Here is a 23,183-nt window from a genome sequence, read left to right on the forward strand (position 1 = left end):
CATGGACAAGATGAAGACGAACGAAGAACGGAAAGCCGAGCTCGAGGCCTTGACGGAACAGATGGGAAAACAGATCGACAGCTACTTCGAGAGTCCAGAAAAGATTCGAGAACATCTACAGTTCCTCGGCAAGTTCCATCAATATTCGATGCGGAACGCGATCTTGATCGAGTCCCAATTCCCCGGCGCGGTAGCAGTCGGCTCTTATCCGTTCTGGGAGAAACAAGGCGCACAGGTGCAAAAAGGCGAGCGTGGCATCAAGGTGTTCGTCCCAAGTCCAGTGACGTACGCCCTGCATAAAGACGAATGGGTACCGCTCAGCAAGGCACCGAACCCGATCAAAGACGGCGTGAAACAAGGACGCATTCCGTCACGCAAGATGATGTACTTCAAGATTGGTCACGTCTTCGAGTACACGCAGACCGACGCACGCGAAAAAGGGATCGAGGTCTCGGACATCTTCAAACGGTATCACCGAGATGGCGGGATCGAGAACGAACAAGACATCCGCAACGCCTTGACGACGCTCGCGGATACCCGAAATGTGACGCTATTGGAGGAACCGCTCGACGAGATCGGGACGGCGAAGGGTTGTTACTATCCGGAGTTGCATGCAATCGCCTTAAACCCGCGGAACACATCGATTGAGGACATCAGCGTCCTAATCCACGAACTCGCTCACGCGGAGCTACACAATCAGGAACGGAACTTTGAACGGAACAAACCGCTCACGGCACCGGAGAAGGAGTTCCAGGCCGAGATGGTCGCCTACGTCGTCTCACATCAGCTCGGGTTCCCGACGGACGACTTCTCGCTCTCCTATTTGGCCGGTTGGACGAAAGACAAAGAACTCCTCGACAAGGAACAGCTGTTGCAGGAGGTCCATCAGACATCCGCCACGTTCCTTGATCATATCGAGTCACACTTAGAAAAGGTACGCGCGTTGGAGCAAGAAAAGGAACAGACTCCACTTGAATATATCGAGCAGCTAAATCAGCGTATGGGATGGAAAGACACCGACCTCACACTCTATGAGCGAGTACATGCCGTACAGAGTGTGTTTCCTGAGGAAGTGGAATCCTATCTGAACGCAAAAGCGACCCTCGAGACAAATCTGAAGATGGATTGTGTGAATGAGCCGCTCATGTATATTCATGACAAAGGTCTTGGGTTTCAACAGTTCGGTGTCGCCAACAATCACGATTTTAGTGAGAACGCATTGATTGCCTATACAGTCGTCCTACCCAATCAGTCATTGATTAGCGGTCACTTTGATCCTGAAAAAACAGTTCATCCATTACACGATTTAGAAAAGAACAGTAAGATTGAAAAACCAATCCTCAAAAATCTTGAATCTAGTTGGCATAATGTATTACTTGAAGAAGAAAAGAAGTCACTATCAAGAACAGCTGTTATAAATGTTGAACGATTAATTTAAATTTCTGACGTATGAAATTCTCACTAATTTCATACGTCTATTCACTTTATTACAATGATGTGATTTGACAGATAAATCACATTAGTTTTAATATTATAAATAATTAGCAATTAAATGCCTTTAAAACCATTAAATCACTAATTCCGAAATATAAAATAGAAAGTAGGATACCAAAATGAGAAAAAAAATTCAGTGGATAGCATTCTTTTTAGCGATTCTGGCTACAATTGGACTAACTATATTTATGATCAATGACGTACATATGTCTAGAGAAGAAATGTATTCAATACTAATCCCTTTTTATGGATTATCATTATTAATGATTATAATTTCCAATCTTTTTCCTAAAAAGGGTTGAACAATATTTTTGTAAGTATATTATTAAATTTAAGGATATTTTCTGAATATTCTTAAATTAATAATAGGGGTGTTTTTATGAAAAAGATTACTGCTTCTTTAGTGGCCTCAATGTTGCTAACCACTATGGTGACGACAAACGTAACTGAAGCGGCTACAAACACTAAGTCAAATAAGAATAATACTCAATACGCTGTTGCTGAAGAATCACTTAACAGTAAAATTTACTACTTTCCTAACAACAGTACTTTAGAGGAAATTCAGAAAAATGGGGAAAGATATTTCATTTCAAAATCAAAAGGTGAAAAACAAAAAATATATAAAGAAAATAACATCGTGTATGTTGTCGACATGAAAACTGACAAAGTAGTATCTTCATACAACATTGATGATATTTCCTATGAAAGCGTAGAAGTTTTTGAAGATGCACCTGAGAGCTTAAATCCCATTCAAACCGCATCAAATTTTAATGTAACTTCTTCTTCAAATGTAGGTACATATGCTGTCGCAATTGATCCGGGATCTGGAAGTAAGTACAAGTACATTAAAACTGTTAATTTAAGCTTCGATATTATCGGGCTTTCCTCTACATCAGTTGCTGGAATCATGGCTTCTCTATTAGGAGGACCTATCACAGGTGTGATTACTACTATTGCTAGCGCAGCCGTATCTTATGCCCTACCAAAATTATATTGGAAGAAACGAATGTACGCGTATACTGAAGGAATTTATAAATATAGTCAAAATGTAGCTCTATACTATAAATATTATGACTATACTGGTTACCTTGGTACTGAAACGATGTACAGTAAAACTCGAATTATGTACTAATGACTTGATGGTATAAAAAGACATCCTTAAAAATAAAGGATGTCTTTTTATGTTCATAAACGTTTTCGATTCACTTTATCGAGCCGAATTTTCTCAATCAATGCGTGGATGATCTGTTCATTTCTCCCTACGAAATCTTTGTCGAAGGGAATCCGCTCCCCTTCGAACATGAAATATCCGAGCAGGTATGGGACTCGCGGTGTCGCATAACCCCACGTATACTTCGAGCAACGTTCCCACACCTCGGCTTCGAACTCTTTTGAATAGCGCATATGCTCGACGGCAGCCTTGACCTCTGATTTCTTTAGGACGAAATAGTCCTCGAAGACGAATTTACCGAGAAGCTCGTACCACATCTCCTCGCGGACTTGCTCTCTAATCGTTTCTACATCGACTTCAACATGATACGGGGCCTCTTCTTCATTCTTGACGACATCTCGTGAATCTCCTGTCATCGACTCTGGATACAGCTCCCATCCTTCAGGCATCCGTTCTTTGATGAACTGTTCGAGCGCCTCCTCACTAATCCGATAGCCTTTTTTACGCGACTCGAGCGGTTCTGCCTGTATCACGCCTTTTCGTACCCAGTTGCGGACCGTCTCCTTGTGGGTCGTGAGCTTGTTCTTTGATAAGATTTCAAATGCTTCGTCAATCGTATACATAATAGACCTCCCTTTAACACAATGATGGTTTTATTAAATAATACTATATTCATTGTATTAAAGTAAGCTAATTTCTGAACGGAATCCGAGTTGATCAGAAAAAAAACGAATAGCTTACAAACAAAAACACCATTCGACCGAATGGTGTTCCTCGCGTGGCGTGAGACACGCCCACGTTTTTGGTTTTGACCTTGCTCTTACGCTCCGTGCCTTCCGTCAGAAAGGTCCAGGAACATAGAGATGCGGCGGTGAGCCGGCAGCTCTTGTTATCGGGCCGTCAGGGAGGCAGCGGTGCGATGAGCGACTTCGCCCTAAGGCGTTAGACGCTCACGCATGAGCCCAAATCACCATTCCTTCTTCCATGCCCCGTCTTCAGACACGCCCCAATCCTCGAACCGATACTTGATGAGCCAATGGACATGCATCACCTCATATTCGAATACATCCCTGGATAGCTCTGAGACGACGAAACTGACATCCCCATCCGCCACCACCCATGTCCCATATAGATACACGATCTTGATTGGACGCTCTTCCGCATCCAGATAGATCACCACGCGAAAGTAAGGCGAGTTCCGTCCCTCATCGAACCGGACGACCTTCTCGACGCAATGTTCCTTGTCGACGACACGCATCCACTCGGGATGTTCCATCAGTTCCGAGAACACCGTCCGGACGAACGGATCCAACCCTTCGAACGCATAGTCATCAAGCAGTCCCTCGTTCATCACGTCTCCCCCCTTCTGGTCCTCTCTAAAACGATTCCCCCTCCAGAGCCAGTTCAGTCCTTGTTCATGAACCTACAGAAATGAAGACTTTTTAAAACTGTATACACATATACATGTATACACGTATACAAATATACATGTATACAAACATTCCTTTTTCTTATGTACGACGATTCCGTCGAATCATATTGGTATTGAAAAAGACGGTGAGGTGGGTCAAGCGTTCTCCTTCCTTCACATCACAAAGCAGATCCATGCTCACAAGTTTTAAGTCGTCAAAATCTTCTTGAATCCGGTCAGGAAGGCGTCGAAGCAATACCTCCGTCATCTCGTCCATCGTCTGTTGATCTAGTTGGAAGCTGTCCATCTGAATCATCCTCTCCATTTGATAGCCTAATGATATCTCGCATCCACGTAAGCAACATCTCGGCTACTTTCACGTAAGCCCTGGTGTTGTTTCAAACAAGCCCTAGGGCTTGTTTAGAAAACATGGTCATTTTCAATAAACAAACCGTGTTTTCACTTCTGCCATTTCATCAAACAATCTTCTTACGAGACAGTCCAAAACAACGTCCAATCTTCACACACGAACCATCTCGTTTTCGTCATACGAAAACGGACCTTTTCCGGATCCCGCTCTATGGATCTAGGCGAGAGCAACGCGAGTCGCCCGTCCCCTCAAAGAAAAACGCACGTTTTTCGTCCTTGCCCTTACCGGAAGGACCGAGACCGGTCCCCCGGCCCCACTCCATTCTGTTCAACCCATGTAACCTCGCTGTTTCATGCTGACGTACGACTCGGCCGCTCCGAGGATGAGATGGTCGAGCACCGGGATGCCGATGAGGTCCCCTGCTTCATGTAACCGTTCGGAGACGAGGATGTCCTCCCGGCTCGGGGTCGGGTCCCCGCTCGGGTGCTGATGGCAAACAATGAGGCACGAGGCGTTGTTCAAGATGGCGCATTTGAAGACCTCCCGTGGGTGGACGACGCTCGAGTTGACGCTCCCGACGTGCGCCCGATGGACGCCGATGACCCGGTTCTTCGTGTTAAGCATGATGACGAGGAACACTTCACGGTCGTCATCCCCGATGAACGATGACCCGATTTGTCGGGCGCTGTCCGGCGAATGGATAATGGCGTGCTCGAGGGCGACCATTTCCTCGCGAACCTCTTGTTTGATACGGATGACCTCGATGATGGCGGATAGTTCCATGATGATTTGTCCCCTTTCGGATAAGCTGACCTCAGAACGAACACCGTTGTGCGTCCTGTTGACGGGAACGCAGCGAGCGTCGGGAGACGGTGCAAGGGCGACCGCAGGGAGAGCCTCAAAAAAATGCGTAGAGCAAACGGAGGGACAGGCTTCCGTAGCCAACGAGCGAAAAGCCTCGCTTTGAGCTTTAAGCGGAGGAAGACGGACCGGAGGGCGCGTCATTTTTTTGACGTCCCTTGCACCGACGACCAGCAAGCTAGAGTACGGAAACAGGACGCACGGATCACCAATCACGAAAAAGACTGTTCAAACGAGACAAATCGGGTATAAAATAAGAACAAACGTTCGTTTTATTGAGAGGGGTGATTGTTATGACGATGTATCGCGACCGGGGTGAGTTAAAATGGATCCCATTCCTCATGCCCGAGCACAAGGCGCTGCTGACGAAGTACTACAAGGAAATCCAAAAGATTGAGATGCCCGATGTCGATGAACAGGTCCTATCGGTCTATGAGAATGTGTTGAATGACGCGATCTTCAGCGGGGATATGGTGGAGGTGAGATATGTGGAGGAGCGGGAGATGAAAAGATTCAAGGGGTTCGTGCACCGGACGAACTATTTGGAGCGGACCGTCGAACTGGCCAATCAGCGGGACGGGATCATCCATGTGCCGTTCGAGGTAATCATTCACGTGGAACAATCGATGGACTAACGCCCTGGCGGTTGTTCGAAGTCTGTGTCACGAAAATTATTTCGTGACACAGACTTCCCTAAAAATGAAATAAAATCCTGATTAGCTCTCATTAACTTTATCATCAAAGAATAGCTTCCTAAAACATCAAGACATTATATATTTTTGTACTTCTTTAATTTTTTTCATCTTTTGTGAGAAAGTACATACTGACTCCTAAATAAATAAACAAAAAGAATAACTGACTCAAGAATGATATGCTCCCCAATAGGTAGACAGATGAAATAACAAATCTGTTTATTCTATTGGGGAGTGTTTTTTTATGGCGAGAAGTCGGCATTCAATCGAACAAAAACTGGCTGCACTGCGCATGATGGAAGAAGAAACGCATACATGGAAGGAAATCATGGAGACTCATCACGTTTCTGAGAATACCCTCCGGGTGTGGAAAGTGAAATTCGATACCGGCGGGAGTGACGCATTGAAGGAATCGAAGACATGGAAACTGTACACCAAGGAACAGAAAATCGCGGCCGTCCGTGACTACCTCGACGGGGCCACCACGATGGAAGTCCTCTCCAACTATCAAATCAGTGATGGATCTGTTCTTCGAAAATGGATTAAGAAGTATACTAGTCATAGCGAGTTAACAGATTCGAGAAAAGGGATGGATCGAGCTATGACAAAAGGGAGAAAGACCGCATTCGAGGAACGCATGGAGATAGTCAGGTATTGCCTGGACAACGGACGGAACTATCAACGGACGGCCGAGGTATTCGCCGTGTCGTACCAACAGGTCTATGGGTGGACGAAAAAATATGACGCCGACGGCGTGCACGGGCTCGAGGACCGGCGCGGACGGACGAAGCAAGAAGAGGAACTGACCAACGAGGAGAAGCTCGAACGTCGCATTCAACAGATCGAGCGGGAGAACGAGCGCCTTCGTGCCGAGAACCTGTTCCTAAAAAAGTTGGAGGAAATCGAGAGGAGAGGTTGATCAGCCAGATCAGGCTACAATTGCGATACATGGTCATCGAGGAAATGTCGACGACCGACACGTTCCCGGTCGTGCTCCTGTGCGAGATCGCGCAGGTCTCACGGGCCGCCTACTATAAATGGTTGAAGCGTACCGTCTCGGTACGCGAAGAAGAGAACTTGAGCCTATTGGAAGACATCCGCCTCCTCTACGACCAGGTGAACGGGACCTACGGTTATCGACGGATCACCATGACGGTCAATCGCAGACGACGCCAGCATGACCTGCCGGCATACAATGAGAAGCGCATCTATCGTCTCATGCGTATCCATGAGATCCGTTCGGTCATCCGCCAGAAGCGAAAACGGCACAAAAAGTCGTCACCACAACATGTGGCAGAGAACGTATTAAACCGTGAATTCACAGTTAAAAAGCCGAATGAGAAATGGGTAACGGATGTGACAGAATTTAAATATGGCCTATCTAAGAAGGCCTATCTCAGTGTGATTCGTGATCTTTATGACGGATCCATTATTAGCTATGTGCTGGGACACTCTAATAATAATCAACTGGTATTTAAAACGCTTGACCAGGCAATCGTACGATTGCATCAAGAACACCCACTGATTCATAGTGATCGTGGATTCCAATACACCTCTAAGGCGTTCAAGCGTAAATTAGAGGCGGCAGGAATGACTCAAAGTATGTCACGGGTTGGTCGCTGTATTGATAATGGACCAATGGAATCTTTTTTCGGCACGTTAAAATGTGAAAAGTATTATTTACATAAGTATCAGACCTTTGAAGAACTTAACATTGCCATAAATGAGTACATCTATTTTTATAATCACGAAAGATACCAAAAACGATTAAACGGCCTCAGCCCTAAAGAATATAGAGCGAAAGCCGCTTAAATCACTTTTATTATTTCCACTGTCTACTTGACGGGGGGCAGTTCAGATTATTTTTTAATAATTTATTAAACTCAAAAGGGCACTGAAAGTTTCGTTCTCTGCCATGATGTATACCCCTAATCCAACAAAGACTATAGGGATAATCCATCTTCCGTATTTCTCCAAAACTTCAGAAACATGTCTGAAGGAAGCTAAACGATATCCTACAAAACACCAGACAGCAACCATTATAAAGAAGATAATAACCGTAATTACCAGTTCATTCACACTTAAAGTTGTAAAATAAGGCACATAGATGCCGATATTGTCCCCGCCATTAGCGAATGTGATGAAGGCTACACTCATAAATAGTTTGTTAAATCTCCCTGAGTTTAAACTGGAGAGGATCGCACCTTCATCTTCATCTTCACCCTTAATAAACAGTTTAATCCCTAAATAGATCGGAATTAAACCAAGCAATCCAACCCATTTTTCTGGAATCAACATGACGCCAAAAGTTCCCAAAAGACTGATCAAAACCAGCAAGGCAAAACCTAAGTATTGCCCAATGACTATATCTTTAGGGTAGATCCGGTTACTCTTTGTCTGCGCGTTCATCTTTAAACCGCCAGTCGCTCTAGCCTGTGCATTTGCCTGAGAGAACAGCAGCATCAAAACAAAAATATCATCAATATTGGTTACTAAGAAAGCCCCAATTGCGGAAATAATAGTCAAAGCCACTTTTATCAACTCCATGGTAAGTTATTAAAACATTCGCACGTATGTTTGAATGTTATGAATAGGTTCTCCCCTGCTTAGTGTAAATATACGGGAAGTAGCTCCCCTATCCAGTGAAGAGCTAAATATAGCAATATCCCTACAAAAAAGAAAAGAATAACGACTCTGTCTTCAGTGGCACTAACAACAGGCAGCAAGTCAACGGTAGATATGTATAGAAATATTCCTGCTGTAATGGAAAGAGCTATCGCGAGGATGCTGCTATCTACCATAAAAAATTGTGTTAGAGACACGGCTGCGATCGCGCCTGTTATCGTTGATAGACCCAATAAGAAAGATGCTCCTATCGCCTTCTTCTTGCTTTCAAAGCTTGCAAATACGATGGAAGAAATCGTTAAACCATCCGGAATTTTATGTATTAATACAGCAATCAATACAACAAATCCTATTCTCTCGTCTATTTTGAAACTGGCTACAATAGAGACACCATCAAAAAACGTGTGAACCAGCATGCCCAATAAAGCACTAAAGGTTGTGCTTTGAGAATGAGAATGTTTATGAGTCTCTTCTCCGAAATGAAAATGGGGTGCAAGAAACTGCTGGAACAAAAAGATCAAACCAAATCCAATAACAATATATAGGGCACTGGATTCCTGAATTTCTAATGCTTCTGGTATTAAATCCATAATCGCAATAGCGAAAAGTATCCCGGCGCTCAGCGCCATTAAGCCATTTAAGCCCCTTCTAGACCAATTTTTTTTAAGAAAGATCACAAAGCCACCCAGGACATTTGCGAAAGCCGCAGTTAGGACGTAAAACAAAATGTCCATTAATTCCCCCACTCCATTAAATGAAAAGTTTAACCTGTACTTATGAAAAGTGCAGGTCTGCTGCATTCACATTATTTCTTTTTATTCAGCATGTGAATGGCGTGCCCCATCACCCCTTCCGCCGCTTCCATCAATGGCTCAGGCAACGTTGGATGGGCATGGATTGTAAGGCTTAGATCTTCGGCAGTTGCTCCAGATTCAATGGCAAAAACTGCTTCAGCAATAAGCGACGATACTTCTGGTCCTACCATCTGTGCGCCTAACACCCTTTTGCTGTTCTTCTCGGCTACAATCTGCACAAAGCCATCTGCATCTGAAACAGATAATGCCCTTCCGTTCGCTTGGAATGGAAAACGGCTGGAAACCGTTTCGTATCCCTGTTCTTTTGCTTCTTTCTCTGTTAATCCTGTGTAGGCAACTTCAGGATCACTGAAGATAACAAAAGGCATGGCTTGAAAATCAATGATGCTGTTTTGTCCGCTAATCACTTCTGCAGCTACTTTTCCTTCGTAGCTAGCTTTATGGGCAAGGAGGTATCCGCCAGCACAGTCACCTATTGCATAAACATGCTCCACGTTTGTCTGGCATTTCTCATTTATCTTAATAAAACCACGCTCGTCTAATTCTACTCCGATATTTTCCAACCCAATTTTCCCTGTGTTCGGCTTTCTTCCTATAGAAACTAAGCAATAATCTCCGTTAACCACTTCTTCCTTGCCATCAACCTGTACACGAACTTTTACTTCATCCCCTGTGTTTTCTCCGCCTTGGACCAGAGCATTGGTTACAACTGTGATACCTAGTTCTTTTAGATGCCGTTTTACCACATTTGTAAGCATAGGATCGGTACCTGGAAGAATCGTGTTGGACCCTTCGAGAATGGTCACTTTTGATCCGAATTTGGCATAAGCAGTGCCCAGCTCCAAACCAATATAACCACCGCCTACCACAACTAAATGTTTTGGTACTTCCTGCAGCACTAATGCCTCAGTGGAAGAAATGATTCTTTTTTTATCAAATGGCATACTTTTTAGTTCGAAAGGCAAAGATCCTATCGCAAGGATTAAATCTTTGTAGGAATATACTTGTTCTTCGTTATTCATTTTGATTTTAGCCGTATAGGGTTTAGTAAGATAGGCTTCTCCACTGATTACCTCTACTCCATTGCCTTTCAGTAAGGTCTTAACCCCGCTGGTTAACTTATTCACGATGCCGTCTTTCCACTTTACTACTTCCGGCATATCTACTTGAACTTCACCAGAAACCTTGATGCCCATTGCACTGGCGTGTTGAATATGTTTTACCCGCTCAGACGCACTAATAAGAGCTTTTGATGGGATACACCCCCGGTTAAGGCAAACGCCCCCTAGTTCTGCTTTATCTACCAGAACCACTTTTTTCCCCAACTGGGCCGCCCGTATGGCCGCCACATAACCTCCAGATCCTGCTCCTATTACTAACAAATCGACATCTTTTGTCATTTTAGCTTCCTCCTCCGGTGATTTCAGAATGAAATAAACGAACGGTCTTTCACGAAAAAACAGAACCGTTTTCGTGCAATATGTAATCCTAAAACTGCTGTGAACCAGCCTGTAACGTGTACCCGTTTTTAATCATTTTTAATGTAACTAACCCCCAAATTTCTATACATGGTAAGAAAAAGGGCTTTCCAGACAACCAGAAAGCCCTTTTCCCTTTTATTCCTTGACCCGCATAAGCCGCATACTATTTAACGCTACCAGAAGAGTTGCCCCCATGTCTGAAAGGATGGCAATCCAAAGTGTTAACCAGCCCGGTATGACCAATAGCAAGGCAATAAATTTAATGGCAATTGCAAAGGTGATGTTAGCTTTGATGATATTTAGGGATTTACGGCTTAGTTTCACAGTGAATGGAAGTTTTCTTAAATCATCTCCCATTAAAGCAACGTCTGCCGTTTCCAGTGCTGTATCTGTACCAGCTCCACCCATTGCAATCCCAACGGTAGAAGCTGCTAACGCAGGGGCATCATTGACACCATCTCCAATCATGGCTACTTTTCCGTACTCGGATCTCAATTGTTTAATATAGTTTAATTTATCCTCTGGCATCAGTTCTGCCTGAATATCCGATACGCCAACATGGCCGCCGATCGCATTCGCGGTACCTTGGTTATCGCCTGTAAGCATAATGGTCTTTTTGATGCCAAGTTGATGCAATTTCTGAATAACGTCTTTACTTGATTCACGTACTTCATCCGCTACCGCAATCACAGCAAGTATTTCTTTTTCAGTTCCGACCACCATAGCTGTCTTGCCTTGGTTTTGAAGAGTAGTAACATTTTGCTCTAAGTCTTTATCGAAATCATTAGTCAATAATTCCTTAAAGAGTTTCGGGCTACCGATGTAATAAGTCGTCCCGTTTACGATACCCTTTATACCCTTTCCTGTGATAGAAGAGAAATCCTCTACCTGTACGTCAGAATAATTAATGTTCTCCGCTTCTGCTTTTTTCATAATGGCTGAAGCAAGAGGATGCTGGGAACGATATTCTAATGCAGTAATGATGGACAGCAATTCTTTTTCATTTGCCTGCTTGTTCAACACATTAAAATCAGTTACCACTGGGACACCTTTTGTTAGTGTGCCCGTTTTATCAAATGCAATGGCCTTTAAGGCACCCATTTCTTCTAGATAAATACCGCCTTTTATAAGAACGCCCTTTTTCGCTGCATTCCCGATTGCTGAAACAATGGAAATCGGAGTGGAAATAACCAATGCACAAGGACAGCCGACAACAAGAACAGCTAATCCTTGATAAATCCATGTTTCCCAACTGCCATCAAAGAATAATGGAGGGACTATAGCGACTAAAGCTGCAATGACCATAATGACTGGCGTATAATATTTCGCGAATTTTTCGACAAATGCTTGAGATGGGGCACGTTCTCCCTGTGCTTCCTCTACAAGATGAATAATTTTTGCAATCGTTGTGTCTTCTACCAGCTTAGTTATTTTTACCTCAAGCAAGCCTTCTTCATTTAAAGTACCTGCAAACACTTCATCATCAACCGTTTTCGCAACAGGAACAGACTCGCCCGTAATGGCCGCCTGGTTAACAGCCGAATAGCCGCTTACTACAGTCCCGTCCATGGCAATCTTCTGGCCGGGTTTCACGATCATAATATCACCAATGGCAATGTCATCCACATGGATCATCATTTCTTGCCCATTTCGTCTAACGAGTGCCTCTTTTGGTGCAATATCCATTAATGAACGAATGGATTGTCTTGCTTTATCCATAGAGAATCGTTCAAGAGCTTCACTAATCGCAAAGAGAATGACAACAATGGCCACTTCTCCCCATTCCCCAATGATAGCGCCACCTATAACAGCCACTGTCATAAGGGTTTTCATGTCAAACTCAAAGCGAAACAAGTTTTGCAAACCGACTTTGAAAAGCGATAATCCTCCGATCAACATGGATGCTAAAAATAATAATGTAGTAACGAGGTTCTCTTCCCCATTCACACTCTGGGACAGGTAACCGAACGCAATCAATAAGGACGCAAAGAGCAGCGTACTGTGCTTTTTATAAAATGGCACTTTATCTTCTTTCGTATCTTCTTTTACCTCTTGTGATGCTTGGCGAGCAGATTTTTCAGGTGTCACTTTGAGATTCTCAAATGCACCTGCTTTTTCTAGTTCTTCTATCGTTGCATTACCATAAACAGCAATTTTAGATGCACCAAAATTTACTTTTGCATCCTCAACTCCAGATAGCTGTTTTACATTTTTTTCGAATTTACCCGCGCAGTTTGCGCAAGTAAAACCTTGTACACGATAGGCCTTCATTTCTTGTTCAGATGTTATTGCCTTTTGATCAGACATTGACATTCACTTCTTTCTTATGTTCTAGTACAATCATCATTATTTGTCTAATATGTTCATCGTCTAACGAATAAAACGCTAGTTTTCCTTCTTTTCTATATCTTACAATCCCCTGCTTATGAAGGGTCCTTAAATGATGAGAAGCATTTGCCACCGTAATACCAATAATATTTGCTATATCACACACACATAACTCTTCATCTTGACACAAAGCATAGGTAATCTTTGCCCTATTTTCATCCGCAATTGCTTTTAACATTTGGGCAACACTAACAATATCGATTGTTTTTAAATCACCTTGTATTCGATTGACCTTTTCCTCGTCATAACAAAAAATTTCACAAGTATCTTTCTTATTCACATTATCACCCCATTGATATTCAAGTGTTCACTTGAATATAGTATATACCTTTCCTTGGTCAATATTCAAGTGAATATTTGAATGAAAAACATAAAATGATTTTTCTAATAGTAATTCCCGTTAACGAACGTTAGAAAGACATATTTGTTTATCTTTTCACAAAAAATGAAAAGGGCTTTAAATAGTCCTTTTCATTTTGTCTTAATTGTCCATTAACTCATCTTTTTATCAATGTTCGTTTTTTATATTTGATGAGTAAGCAAACGAACAGAGGTCCTTAATGATGAAATTGGATATACACGAGTCTCAAACAACTTGGATTCACAGTCAGATAAATAAAAGAATTGGTAATACTGAAACTATTCATTCAAGAGAAAGGAAATGAATTTCACTTACTCAGCCGCACCTCAAGCTATACCTTTATTTTCCTGATGTTCCCAATAGAGCATTTCCTCTACAGTAGAGAACACAGAAAAAATACTTACGACAGAGGAAAAACATCAAGACGTCCGAGCCGGGCACCACGGAATCAAGTGCGGCGACTATTACAGAAGGACCTATCGATATCAAATATGGGGATTGCGAGTATTGTGCGTCCACGAATGAGCATTGTAAATTGATCCGTGTCACGTCAGACGGTCGTTAAGGTTTCAGGCGTCGAATACAGTAAGCTCGACAGGTGACATGTTATCCGTAAGGACGGCGGCGCGATTGACTTTAAAATGATCATCACATATCTAGATACGAAAACTTATATTACATCACATTACCAATACACATATACGGTCAAAAGAAATGTGGTTACCGACTCGTTCGACAAGGTCAATCCGGACGAGTTGAACGAGGCACTCACAGAAAGTGAGTTGGAATCCCCAGCCACGAACGAGCCTGCTGGTGATGAGATACGAATGGAGACGGTCAGGTGACGATTCAATAGGCGAAAGACGCCGGTTTCACGATGCCGATAATGAGCGACCATTGGCTTTATCCTTATATGCGTGATAACGACAATGACGGGATGGTCGGGGAATGATTTCAACCCAAAAATTAAAACAATGATGATTGTAAAAAAGACATTCTCCATTTCTAAGAGAATGTCTTTTTATATTCATTTACGTTTTCGATTCACTTTATCGAGCCGAATTTTCTCAATTAACGCGTGGATGATTTGCTCATCTCTTCCACCGAAATCTTTATTGAAGGGAATCCGCTCTCCTTCGAACATGAAGTAATCGAGCAGGTACGGGACTCGAGGTGTTGCGTGGCCCCACGTGTGCTCCGAGCAACGTTCCCACACCTCGGCTTCGAACTCTTTTGAATAGCGCATATGCTCGACGGCAGCCTTGACCTCCGATTTCTTCAGGACAAAATAGTCTTCAAAGACGAATTTACCGAGAAGCTCATACCACATCTCCTCGCGGACCCGTTCTTTAATCGCTTCTACATCGACTTCAACATGATACGGGGCCTCTTCTTCATTCTTGATGACATCCCTTGCTTCCCCTGTCACCGACTCCGGATGCAGCTCCCACCCTTCAGGCATCCGTTCTTTGATGAACTGTTCGAGCGCCTCCTCACTGATCCGATATCCTTTTTTACGTGACTCGAGCGGTTCTGCCTGGATCACGCCTTTTCGTACCCAGTGGACCGTCTCCTTATGACTTGTGAGCTTGTTCTTCGATAAGATTTCAAATGCCTCATCAATCGTATACATGATAAGCCTCCTTTTAACACAACGATGATTTTATTAAATAATACCATGACCATTGTATTAAAGTAAGCTGTTACTTTAATCGGTTTCAAATTGATAAGAAATTACTAAATGGATACCAAACAAAAACACCATTCCGGAGAATGGTGTACCTCTAGAAAATTGTTTTCATTTCTTAAAAAATATTTTTAATACTTATTATACTGCTTAACGAGACTTATCTCCTACTTGCGAATACGTTTGAGTAACTTTAAGTCCAGTTGACGTAGAAGCATCCCATCTCACTTTACTTGTTATTGACATATCAAATGACATTAATCCAATTCCGTTATAGCCACCGACAGTAACGTTGTATAATCCCATAGCGTTAATATCGTATCCGATTTTTTCAGCACGTGAATCAATTGCTTGCGAAGAAGCTTTGATTGCTGTCGGAAAAATACTCGACGTCCCACTAGTACTGTGCCCAGTTAATCTTAAGCCATCAGATCTTGTGGTATAGGTAGTCACAAGACCACAAGTAGAATCAGGGTACAATAACGCACGGATACTATATGCAATTTTATAAGAATATGTACCAAAACTTCGTGTTAATTGAAGACTTTGAACAGTAGCTTTATTTTGAGGAGTTTTTGCCAATTCAACTAATTCGTTTGATGTCACCACTGTAATTTCTGCTCCAGTTTTAGGAAGTGTATACGTCACTTTAGAATTCCCTCCTAAATTTTCATCATCAGCGATAGAAAAAACAGAGATTTCCTCTTCTAACAATTCGTTATATTGATTAAGAACTTCTGGGCTAGTATTTTTAATTAATGTTAATTCTTCTGGAAGTAAACCTTCATTTGATGAGAGTACAGAATAACTGAAAGATTTAGAGTTGTTTATTTTAGTCAACTTTTGATTAGTTTTGCTAGCTTTTTTCTTATCCATTATTTCTTTACTTTCTTGTGAAAATTCACTCAAGCTATCAATAAAGTAGTTTACATTTTCTTCAGCGCCAACTGATGGGATAAATAGATTAGCAGAAAGTAAAGTTGCTAAAGTTAAAGTGGAAATTTTTTTCATTTTATTCCTCTGCTTTTGAGTTATAATAAGTATTAAAGAAGCAAATAGCCTCTATTTCTTTCTTACAGAATAATATTAGAACATTATTTTCTTTTAATAAACAAATTTTAGGATTTTTTTGGATTTGATTAATAATAAATACCTTTTTTATTCATCTTTATTGCTTATATGCGTAGGATTAACAAGTAATATCCTTCTTGAAAAATTAGGTATGTTTTCAAACAGTACATTTAGCATCTTAAGTATTCCTATTGGTTCAGTTGATAATTATTTTTATCCCGGATTATTTTTATTGTTTTTGACCACGATAGGTCTGTATTTATTGCCCTTCTCATTCCTTCTTATTAAATGAGAAAAAAGCCACTATTAGTTTCACATTCTTAGTAGCAGTTATAATCTTCCCTCACATTCCATTTTAATTTTTCAGTAAGTAAATGCTGGTTAGCATTAATCTTGGCGAGTGCGTCTGCTAGTTCGTCATCACTGACCTATGAGAAGTTTAAACCCTTCGGGAAGAACTAGCGGAGAAGACTGTTGAGGTTCACATCGCTCCCCTGCTACCGTGATGAATAAGGGTCGGCGAAATAAAGTGGCATGCCAAGTGAGGACCGGATGCGCTCGTAACAGCTGAACGCCTTGCCTCAGTCCGTCGTCGCCGTCATGAATGTACCCCTCTGGGAAGACGCCATGGAACGTGTTGATCACCTCCAAAATCGAGGCCGCACTGCGGTTCGCGATTGGTAGGACGAGGTAGAACCGGTCCTTGCGCTCGATGAACGTCGCGACGCAAGCCTCCGACCTCCCGCGGCCGGTCCGAGACGGTCAGCCCGACGTTGATGCGCCCGACGATCTGTTCCGGGGACCAGGTCGCCCGCAGTTTCTCGATGATCGTCAGACGCATCATGTCGTCGAGCTTCGTCTTAGCGCCACAGTTCTCTTTCGCCCTCACATAGCGTTCCTGTGCACGTTCCGATTTTTACCCGGGGTTCCGTCTGATCTCCCGCGAGACGGTCGAGGACTGCCGCCCAAGCCCCAGATAGGTCTCTATTTCCACGCGCTCGGTTGTGGTAAGATGGGTATAGCTCATGGCGACTCCTCCGTCTGAATGTTTGCGTCGTAACTTCATTCTACACTAGGCCGCCGCTATGGGCTTTTTTTGCGTTCACGTTGGGGTATTGCACTTAATTTTATAATTCATCTAATATAAATAATGGTACGATTTACAACTTCCACTTTGAAACTATTGAATTATATTTAATCACAGAATGTCATAATTTTAAAAAAAGTATATCCATCCAAATAAATATACGCACAATAGTCAGTTGTTGAAGATACACTAAAATTTACGGATGCCGCTTGATTTAGTCCGATGCTCGCGTCCCCGTTTGTGGTAATTGTATTGTTATTATAAAAATCTCCGTTCACAATCAAAAAATTCGACCATCGTTTTGTAAATGCGTGTCTCGATTTTCCGTAACAGTTGGTTCGCTGGCACGAGTTCGTCGAACGTTACTATCTCCAATTGAGTTCGGTTGGTTTTCCGATTTTGTTGATTTCCTGATCATTCGATTCTCCTACATAACTGTTTCTATGTCCCTCATTATAAAAAAGCGATGACGTTACGAAAAAAGGATTGATGCGTGGACCGACCAAGGGCACGGCGAGACTTCCAGGGGATCAGCAAGCAAAGGGAGGTCCAGCAGCGACAATGTCTCGATGCGGCTCCCTGTTTGTCCTCAGAAAAGCGAACTGTGCCCGGTCGGGCAAATAAAAAAGACTGCAGACAATGTGATGTCTACAATCTGAGACAGCACGGGCCGTCTTAAGAGTTCTGTAAAATCTTGATGTCGTTGACGATGTCCTCGATCGGCACGTCTTGGAATCCTTGATACGCCTTGATGATTTTCCCGTCCTGATCGACGAGATAGAACCACGTCGCGTGATCCACTTGGGTGCCTTCTGACGGTTTGCGGACGAGCGCTTTGAAGTTTTGTTGCGCAAACGCCTCAATCTCTTCTTGCGAATAGCCCGTCAAGAATTGCCAATCGGCTTTCGCCAAGTCGTAATCAGCCATGAACGCTTGAATCTTGTCCGGCGTATCGACGGTCGGGTCGACGCTGAACGACACGAATTGGACGTCTTCGACGCCTTCCTCGACGAGCGCTTCATTGAGTTTCGTCATGTTGTACGTCATCGGTGGACAGACCGTCTCACAGTTTGTGAACACGAAGTCGGCCATCCATACCTTCCCTTTCAAATCATCGAGACTGACCATCTCTTCATTTTGATTCATATAATTGAACGACTCGATCTCCCAATTGAGCGGGTCTTCAATTTCATTGCTGCACGCGGCGAGCACCGCCATCAGGCTAATCAGGCCAATGAGCATCCATTTCTTCACACGTTCCATCTCCTTCATTGTCAGTTGCGTCTCACGCGCCAGACGAGGAGCGTGATCAAAGTAAATGCCGTCAAGGCAAGGAACGGGATCGTGACGAACCCGAACCAGTTGATGTATTGCACGTTGCACGGTACGCCTTGCACGCACGGCTTGATATCGGCGAAACCGGGTACTTTTTGAACCAAATAATGGTACAGTGAAACCAGACCTCCGAGGATGGAGAGCGGCAATACATACTTCTTCACCGCCCGGTCGTCCGTGAACACGGCGACCCCGAGCAAGATGACGAGCGGATACATAAAGATGCGTTGAATCCAGCAGAGCTCACATGGCACGAACTCGCGAATCTCGCTGAAATAAAGGCTGCCGAGCGTCGCCGTGAGGGCGACGAGCCAAGCGAGATACAGACCATAACGGGTCAAGAATGAATGCTTCATGGCGTGCCTTGCTCAATCAATCGCTCAATCGTCTCGTAGTCGAACGGGTCTTCGAGCATGACGCCGTTAATCATGATCGATGGCGTGAACTGGACACCGTGCTCTTTGACAAGCCCGTCATCGAGACTCACCTGTTCGAGCACCGTCGAGTTTTCACTCAAATCGTCCTCGAGCTTCGCCACGTCGACCGATGTCGTCTCGCTCGCAATCTCTGTCAACCGCTCGACCGTGACCCATGCCTCGTCGTGCTGCTGACTCGCCGGTTGCGCGTCGTAGAGCGCCTTATGGAAATCCCAGAACGCGTCCGGGTCTTGTTCATACACCGACTCTGAAGCGAGCGATGCCAAAATCGACTCTTGTCCGTGGAACAGGACGTTGATGTAGCTGAAACTGATTTTTCCGGTGTCGATATAGTCTTCCTTCAACTTCGGATAGACCGTTTCGCCCCACTGTTTACAAGACGGGCATTTATAATCCCCGAACTCCACGACCGAGACGGGTGCGTCCGCATCGCCGAGCGTCGGCTGGCCTTCCGTCGACACGTGTTCTGTCGTCGCCGGTGCCGCCGTTTCGGCTTGTTCGGTCGGTTGATTCATCAGGACGACCACGACGGCCACCAAGGCGACCGCGAAGAGCGTCGCGATGACCAATAGTTTATTCTGTTTCATTATGTCTCACCTCTATTTATATCGATTCGTCTTTCATTATAACGAAAGCGCTATCTGTTTCCACGAAATCGACCTTGTTTTTTCTCAATTTTACTTCATGTCATGGAAAAGATGACGATGACGTCGCATCAACTCGTGAACAAGCTCAGACAATCTTCATTCAAAAAAGAGTGTCTTTCCTAGTGAAATTATGTCTCGAGTTCACTATACCTAGACGATTCTTCATCCCTCTGTGAACGCTAGAATAAAATTGACAGTTTTTGCTCGATACGATTTTACACTATTGCCGAAAAATCAGAACAGAACTCCGATAGAGTAGTTGAGGCTATTTTATCTGGAGGGAATGGATTTGGAGGAAAAGTTAGTGTTACATATCAAGATTCATCAAATGTATCAGCAAAACATGAAAGTGGCTCAAATCGCACAGCACTAAAAATATCGAGACCGACGGTATATAAGTACCTGAAGATGACATATGAAGATGCCCTACATGAATTTGACGAGAAAGCCTGTTCACGAAAGAAGAAGCTCGATGCCTACCGAGACTGGATCATTGCATGGTTGGAGGAGTATCTGCATTTGAGCAGCGCACAAGTACATGACTGGTTACTTGAAAGATATCCCGACCTGTCGGTCGGATCGAGCACGGTCAGGACATACGTGAATGAAATCCGAGAAATCTATCAGATCGAAAAGAAAAGGGTCGTCCGCCATTACGAGGCCATCCCAGAACAACCGATGGGCAAGCAAATACAGGTGGACTGGGGTGAGACCAGACAACGGACTAAAGATGGAAAAATGATAAAGCTTTATTTCATCGCGTTCTTACTTACGCACTCTCGGATGAAATATGCCGAATGGAGAGAACGACCGTTCACCACCAAGGACACCATTCACTGCCACGAAAATGCGTTCCAATTTTATGGTGGGCGCCCTTCTGAAATCGTCTACGACCAGGATCACCTCATCGCAATCAACGAGAACGCAGGTGACGTCCTATTGACCAATGAGTTTCAAGCCTACGTGAACGAACGGAAGTTCAAGATTCATTTATGTCGCAGGGCCGACCCGGAGTCGAAGGGTATGATCGAGAACGTCGTGAAGTACATCAAACGGAACTTTGCGGACAGCCGAGTGTACCGGCATATCGAGGATTGGAACCACCGTTCCATGAGATGGTTGGAGAGGACTGGAAATCATAACGTCCATCAGACAACGAAAAAAAGACCAGCTGAAGTGTTCTCCGTCGAAAAACAACACTTACAACCGGTCTTATCGCTACTCTCTTTCGAAAGTATCCGTACCGAAAGTATAGCAAGGAACGTCAGCAAGGACAACACAATCCGTTATCGCTCAAACCGTTACACCGTCCCAATCGGGACCTACTCATCGGTCAAGAAGAAGGTGGTGTTCCTCGAGGTGACCGAACAGGAACGGTTATTGATTCGCGAATCTCCCGAGGGAGAAGTGATCGCAGACCACCGGGTCAGCAAAGAGAGCGGAAAACTGATTCAAAGCCGTGACCACCTTCGGGATCGTTCCAAAGGAATCGAAGAACTGAAGCAACAGGTCCTCACCTATTTCGAGGACAGAGGGGCGGCGTCCGATTATCTGGGTAGCTCTCAAAGCGTTACCCGAGATACCGACGTGACCAGTTCAACATCATTAGGGACGTCGCGACCATGTATCCTAATCACTTAACGATAGCACTGGAAAAGTGTTCGCAAGAGAGTCTGTTCAGCGCCAACGATTTCCGGGACGTGGTCCACTATCTCGCGATCCTCGCGGACGATGGGTGTGATACAAAACCCGATACCGAACGTCCGAAGAAATCCGGGATACAGGTCGCAACGAGGCCGATCCAAGCCTACACCGACATCCTGAAAGGGGTGACGGCAAAATGAGTCAAAGCGTTTCCGAGTTACAACAGGACTTTCGGCAGCTTCGTCTCGCCGAGACGGCTGACGCCCTCCCACAGATTTTGAGAGAGGCCGAAATGGCCTCCTGGACGTATATCGAATTTCTAAGTGCCATCACGAACCATGAACGCGCAAAACGAGACGCTAAAAGTTTGGAAAGACGAATGAAGTGGGCCCGATTCCCGTTCATCAAATCCCTCTCGGAGTTCAATTTAGTGGAACAGACCGCACTAACCGCCCGACAGCTGAAGCAGTTGAAACAACTCAACTGGCTCGAACAACAGTACAACCTGATCCTCTTGGGCCCTCCGGGCGTCGGAAAGACGTTTTTGGCTGTGGGGCTGGGAATCGAGGCGGTCAACCACGGGTTCAAGGTATACTTCGTCACGATGGGCGAACTCGTCCAACTATTAAAAAGTGAAGAGTTCTCAAGCAAGTCGAAGATCCAGTTAAAAAGGTTGCGAGATTCGGACCTGGTCATCATCGATGACCTGATGTACATGGCGATGGGCCAACGAGAAGCCAATCTCTTCTTCCATCTCGTCAACCACCTTTATGAGCGCAGCTCGATCATCCTGACCTCGAACAAAAGCCCCGATCAATGGGGCGAATTGATCGGGGACCAGGGCATCACGACTGCGATACTGGACCGCTTACTCCATCGCGTCGAAATCATACATAGTGATGACGACAGTCATCGGATGAGGAACCGAAAATCATTGTTTTCGGCAGAAGTGTAAAAGGCAAACGAGCAAAAAGTGTCAAAATCAACTTGACGTCTACACCCTCGCATATGACCACCCAGAAACATATCTCCACTAAAATCCTTTCTGAACAAACCCTATCCGCTTATAATGACAAAGGTCTACCTATTGTCGTTCTAAGGTTTGGTGCCATCTGTGCAGAAACGAATTCTTATGGGGTGGCGATCATATTAAACGCATGCTGAACTTCGACAATGTGACATGGGTTCACCTTGATGACTCCGTTCCTTAGGTCCATACCGATAATTTATTAGAAATGATTTACATAGTTTTATTACAAGGCATAGACGGAGAAGTCTACCACGCCATAAAACAGAATGTAGACAATCGCAATTCCCGTGTAAGATTAGCCATTGCCGCAAAAAAAGAAAATCATTGCTCCCAATTATCAAGTAAAAAGTGACCTATACATTCGATAAGATTCAAGCAATTGGATATAGACCGCGTAAAACATGCAAGCAGACGGTGGGAAAACTTCAAAAAAATCGGGAGAAGAATAAGGGTATGGTCTCATTTTTGAACACAAAAACACCATTCGCCCGATTAGTCAGGCTATTGACAAACCAAATCGCCCTTTGCGATTTGAACCGCTCCCCGTCAAGTAGACAGGGCAAATAATGAAAACCA

General features: G+C 44.0%; 19 protein-coding genes and 2 pseudogenes. 7 read left to right on the forward strand and 14 right to left on the reverse strand.

Annotated features, from left to right (window positions below; genetic code table 11):
* Position 1 precedes the first annotated feature (1 nt).
* Together KNP04_RS14105 and KNP04_RS14110 are read left to right on the forward strand one after the other, a co-directional pair.
* Positions 2–1,438: an ImmA/IrrE family metallo-endopeptidase gene (locus KNP04_RS14105; protein WP_214876946.1), complete on the forward strand. Its 1,437-nt coding sequence runs from the start codon at positions 2–4 to the stop codon at positions 1,436–1,438.
* A gap of 435 nt (positions 1,439–1,873) precedes the next feature.
* Positions 1,874–2,626 (forward strand): hypothetical protein, encoded by a 753-nt coding sequence (locus KNP04_RS14110; RefSeq protein WP_214704181.1) that lies wholly within the window; start codon positions 1,874–1,876, stop codon positions 2,624–2,626.
* Positions 2,627–2,679: 53 nt separating this feature from the next.
* Here the strand turns inward: KNP04_RS14110 and KNP04_RS14115 are convergent, their stop codons facing one another.
* From KNP04_RS14115 to radC, 4 genes are all read right to left on the reverse strand, one after another.
* Positions 2,680–3,288 (reverse strand): helix-turn-helix domain-containing protein, encoded by a 609-nt coding sequence (locus KNP04_RS14115; protein ID WP_214876948.1) that lies wholly within the window; start codon positions 3,286–3,288, stop codon positions 2,680–2,682.
* A 344-nt stretch (positions 3,289–3,632) separates the two neighbouring features.
* Positions 3,633–4,016, reverse strand: a complete 384-nt coding sequence (locus tag KNP04_RS14120) for a hypothetical protein (RefSeq protein ID WP_214876949.1) — start codon at positions 4,014–4,016, stop codon at positions 3,633–3,635.
* 160 nt (positions 4,017–4,176) lie between these two features.
* Positions 4,177–4,383 carry a hypothetical protein gene (locus KNP04_RS14125; RefSeq protein WP_214876951.1) on the reverse strand — a complete coding sequence of 69 codons (207 nt, stop codon included), beginning with the start codon at positions 4,381–4,383 and terminating at the stop codon, positions 4,177–4,179.
* Between the two features lie 390 nt (positions 4,384–4,773).
* Positions 4,774–5,229: a RadC family protein gene (gene radC / locus KNP04_RS14130; protein WP_214876953.1), complete on the reverse strand. Its 456-nt coding sequence runs from the start codon at positions 5,227–5,229 to the stop codon at positions 4,774–4,776.
* Between the two features lie 371 nt (positions 5,230–5,600).
* Between radC and KNP04_RS14135 the strand changes: the two genes are divergently transcribed.
* Positions 5,601–5,942: a YolD-like family protein gene (locus KNP04_RS14135; RefSeq protein ID WP_251129986.1), complete on the forward strand. Its 342-nt coding sequence runs from the start codon at positions 5,601–5,603 to the stop codon at positions 5,940–5,942.
* Between the two features lie 301 nt (positions 5,943–6,243).
* A protein-coding gene (locus KNP04_RS14140) for an IS3 family transposase (RefSeq protein WP_214876962.1) occupies positions 6,244–7,811 on the forward strand; the annotation gives its coding sequence in 2 pieces (ribosomal slippage) (positions 6,244–6,895 and positions 6,895–7,811; 1,569 coding nt in all).
* A 54-nt stretch (positions 7,812–7,865) separates the two neighbouring features.
* On the opposite strand, the gene KNP04_RS14145 is transcribed toward KNP04_RS14140, so the two are convergent.
* The 5 genes from KNP04_RS14145 to cadC form a co-directional block, all read right to left on the reverse strand.
* Positions 7,866–8,531, reverse strand: coding sequence for a CadD family cadmium resistance transporter (locus KNP04_RS14145; RefSeq protein ID WP_435528659.1), 666 nt, complete (start codon positions 8,529–8,531; stop codon positions 7,866–7,868).
* Positions 8,532–8,605: 74 nt separating this feature from the next.
* Positions 8,606–9,358: a ZIP family metal transporter gene (locus KNP04_RS14150; RefSeq protein ID WP_214876964.1), complete on the reverse strand. Its 753-nt coding sequence runs from the start codon at positions 9,356–9,358 to the stop codon at positions 8,606–8,608.
* Between the two features lie 71 nt (positions 9,359–9,429).
* Positions 9,430–10,839 carry a dihydrolipoyl dehydrogenase gene (gene lpdA / locus KNP04_RS14155; protein ID WP_029336149.1) on the reverse strand — a complete coding sequence of 470 codons (1,410 nt, stop codon included), beginning with the start codon at positions 10,837–10,839 and terminating at the stop codon, positions 9,430–9,432.
* Positions 10,840–11,055: 216 nt separating this feature from the next.
* On the reverse strand, positions 11,056–13,227 hold the full coding sequence (locus KNP04_RS14160; protein WP_214720006.1) for a heavy metal translocating P-type ATPase: 2,172 nt from the start codon (positions 13,225–13,227) through the stop codon (positions 11,056–11,058).
* Positions 13,220–13,588 (reverse strand): Cd(II)-sensing metalloregulatory transcriptional repressor CadC, encoded by a 369-nt coding sequence (gene cadC, locus KNP04_RS14165; RefSeq protein WP_003322301.1) that lies wholly within the window; start codon positions 13,586–13,588, stop codon positions 13,220–13,222. The genes KNP04_RS14160 and cadC overlap by 8 nt, the downstream gene beginning before the upstream one ends.
* Before the next feature lie 689 nt (positions 13,589–14,277).
* Between cadC and KNP04_RS15395 the strand changes: the two are divergent.
* Positions 14,278–14,621 (forward strand): annotated as a pseudogene (locus KNP04_RS15395) (DNA/RNA non-specific endonuclease); the annotation flags it as partial.
* A 75-nt stretch (positions 14,622–14,696) separates the two neighbouring features.
* Here KNP04_RS15395 and KNP04_RS14175 read toward each other — a convergent pair.
* The 5 genes from KNP04_RS14175 to KNP04_RS14195 form a co-directional block, all read right to left on the reverse strand.
* The gene (locus KNP04_RS14175; RefSeq protein ID WP_214704250.1) at positions 14,697–15,302 is read right to left on the reverse strand and encodes a hypothetical protein; all 606 of its coding nucleotides are present in this window, start codon (positions 15,300–15,302) and stop codon (positions 14,697–14,699) included.
* Positions 15,303–15,506: 204 nt separating this feature from the next.
* Positions 15,507–16,367: a hypothetical protein gene (locus KNP04_RS14180; RefSeq protein WP_214782782.1), complete on the reverse strand. Its 861-nt coding sequence runs from the start codon at positions 16,365–16,367 to the stop codon at positions 15,507–15,509.
* A 1,822-nt stretch (positions 16,368–18,189) separates the two neighbouring features.
* Positions 18,190–18,777, reverse strand: coding sequence for an SCO family protein (locus KNP04_RS14185; protein ID WP_214689690.1), 588 nt, complete (start codon positions 18,775–18,777; stop codon positions 18,190–18,192).
* A gap of 11 nt (positions 18,778–18,788) precedes the next feature.
* A complete protein-coding gene (locus KNP04_RS14190; RefSeq protein ID WP_214704245.1) occupies positions 18,789–19,205 on the reverse strand; it encodes a disulfide oxidoreductase in 417 nt (138 codons plus the stop codon).
* Positions 19,202–19,873, reverse strand: a complete 672-nt coding sequence (locus KNP04_RS14195) for a DsbA family protein (RefSeq protein WP_214689672.1) — start codon at positions 19,871–19,873, stop codon at positions 19,202–19,204. The genes KNP04_RS14190 and KNP04_RS14195 overlap by 4 nt, the downstream gene beginning before the upstream one ends.
* Before the next feature lie 364 nt (positions 19,874–20,237).
* On the opposite strand from KNP04_RS14195, the pseudogene istA reads away from it, so the two are divergent.
* Together istA and istB are read left to right on the forward strand one after the other, a co-directional pair.
* Positions 20,238–21,777 (forward strand): annotated as a pseudogene (istA, locus tag KNP04_RS14200) (IS21 family transposase).
* On the forward strand, positions 21,774–22,532 hold the full coding sequence (gene istB / locus KNP04_RS14205) for an IS21-like element helper ATPase IstB (protein WP_214689670.1): 759 nt from the start codon (positions 21,774–21,776) through the stop codon (positions 22,530–22,532). The pseudogene istA and the gene istB overlap by 4 nt, the downstream one beginning before the upstream one ends.
* Positions 22,533–23,183: the final 651 nt, after the last annotated feature.

The sequence above is a fragment of the Exiguobacterium sp. CH10 genome (assembly GCF_018617635.1).
GTDB lineage: Bacteria > Bacillota > Bacilli > Exiguobacteriales > Exiguobacteriaceae > Exiguobacterium > Exiguobacterium aestuarii_A.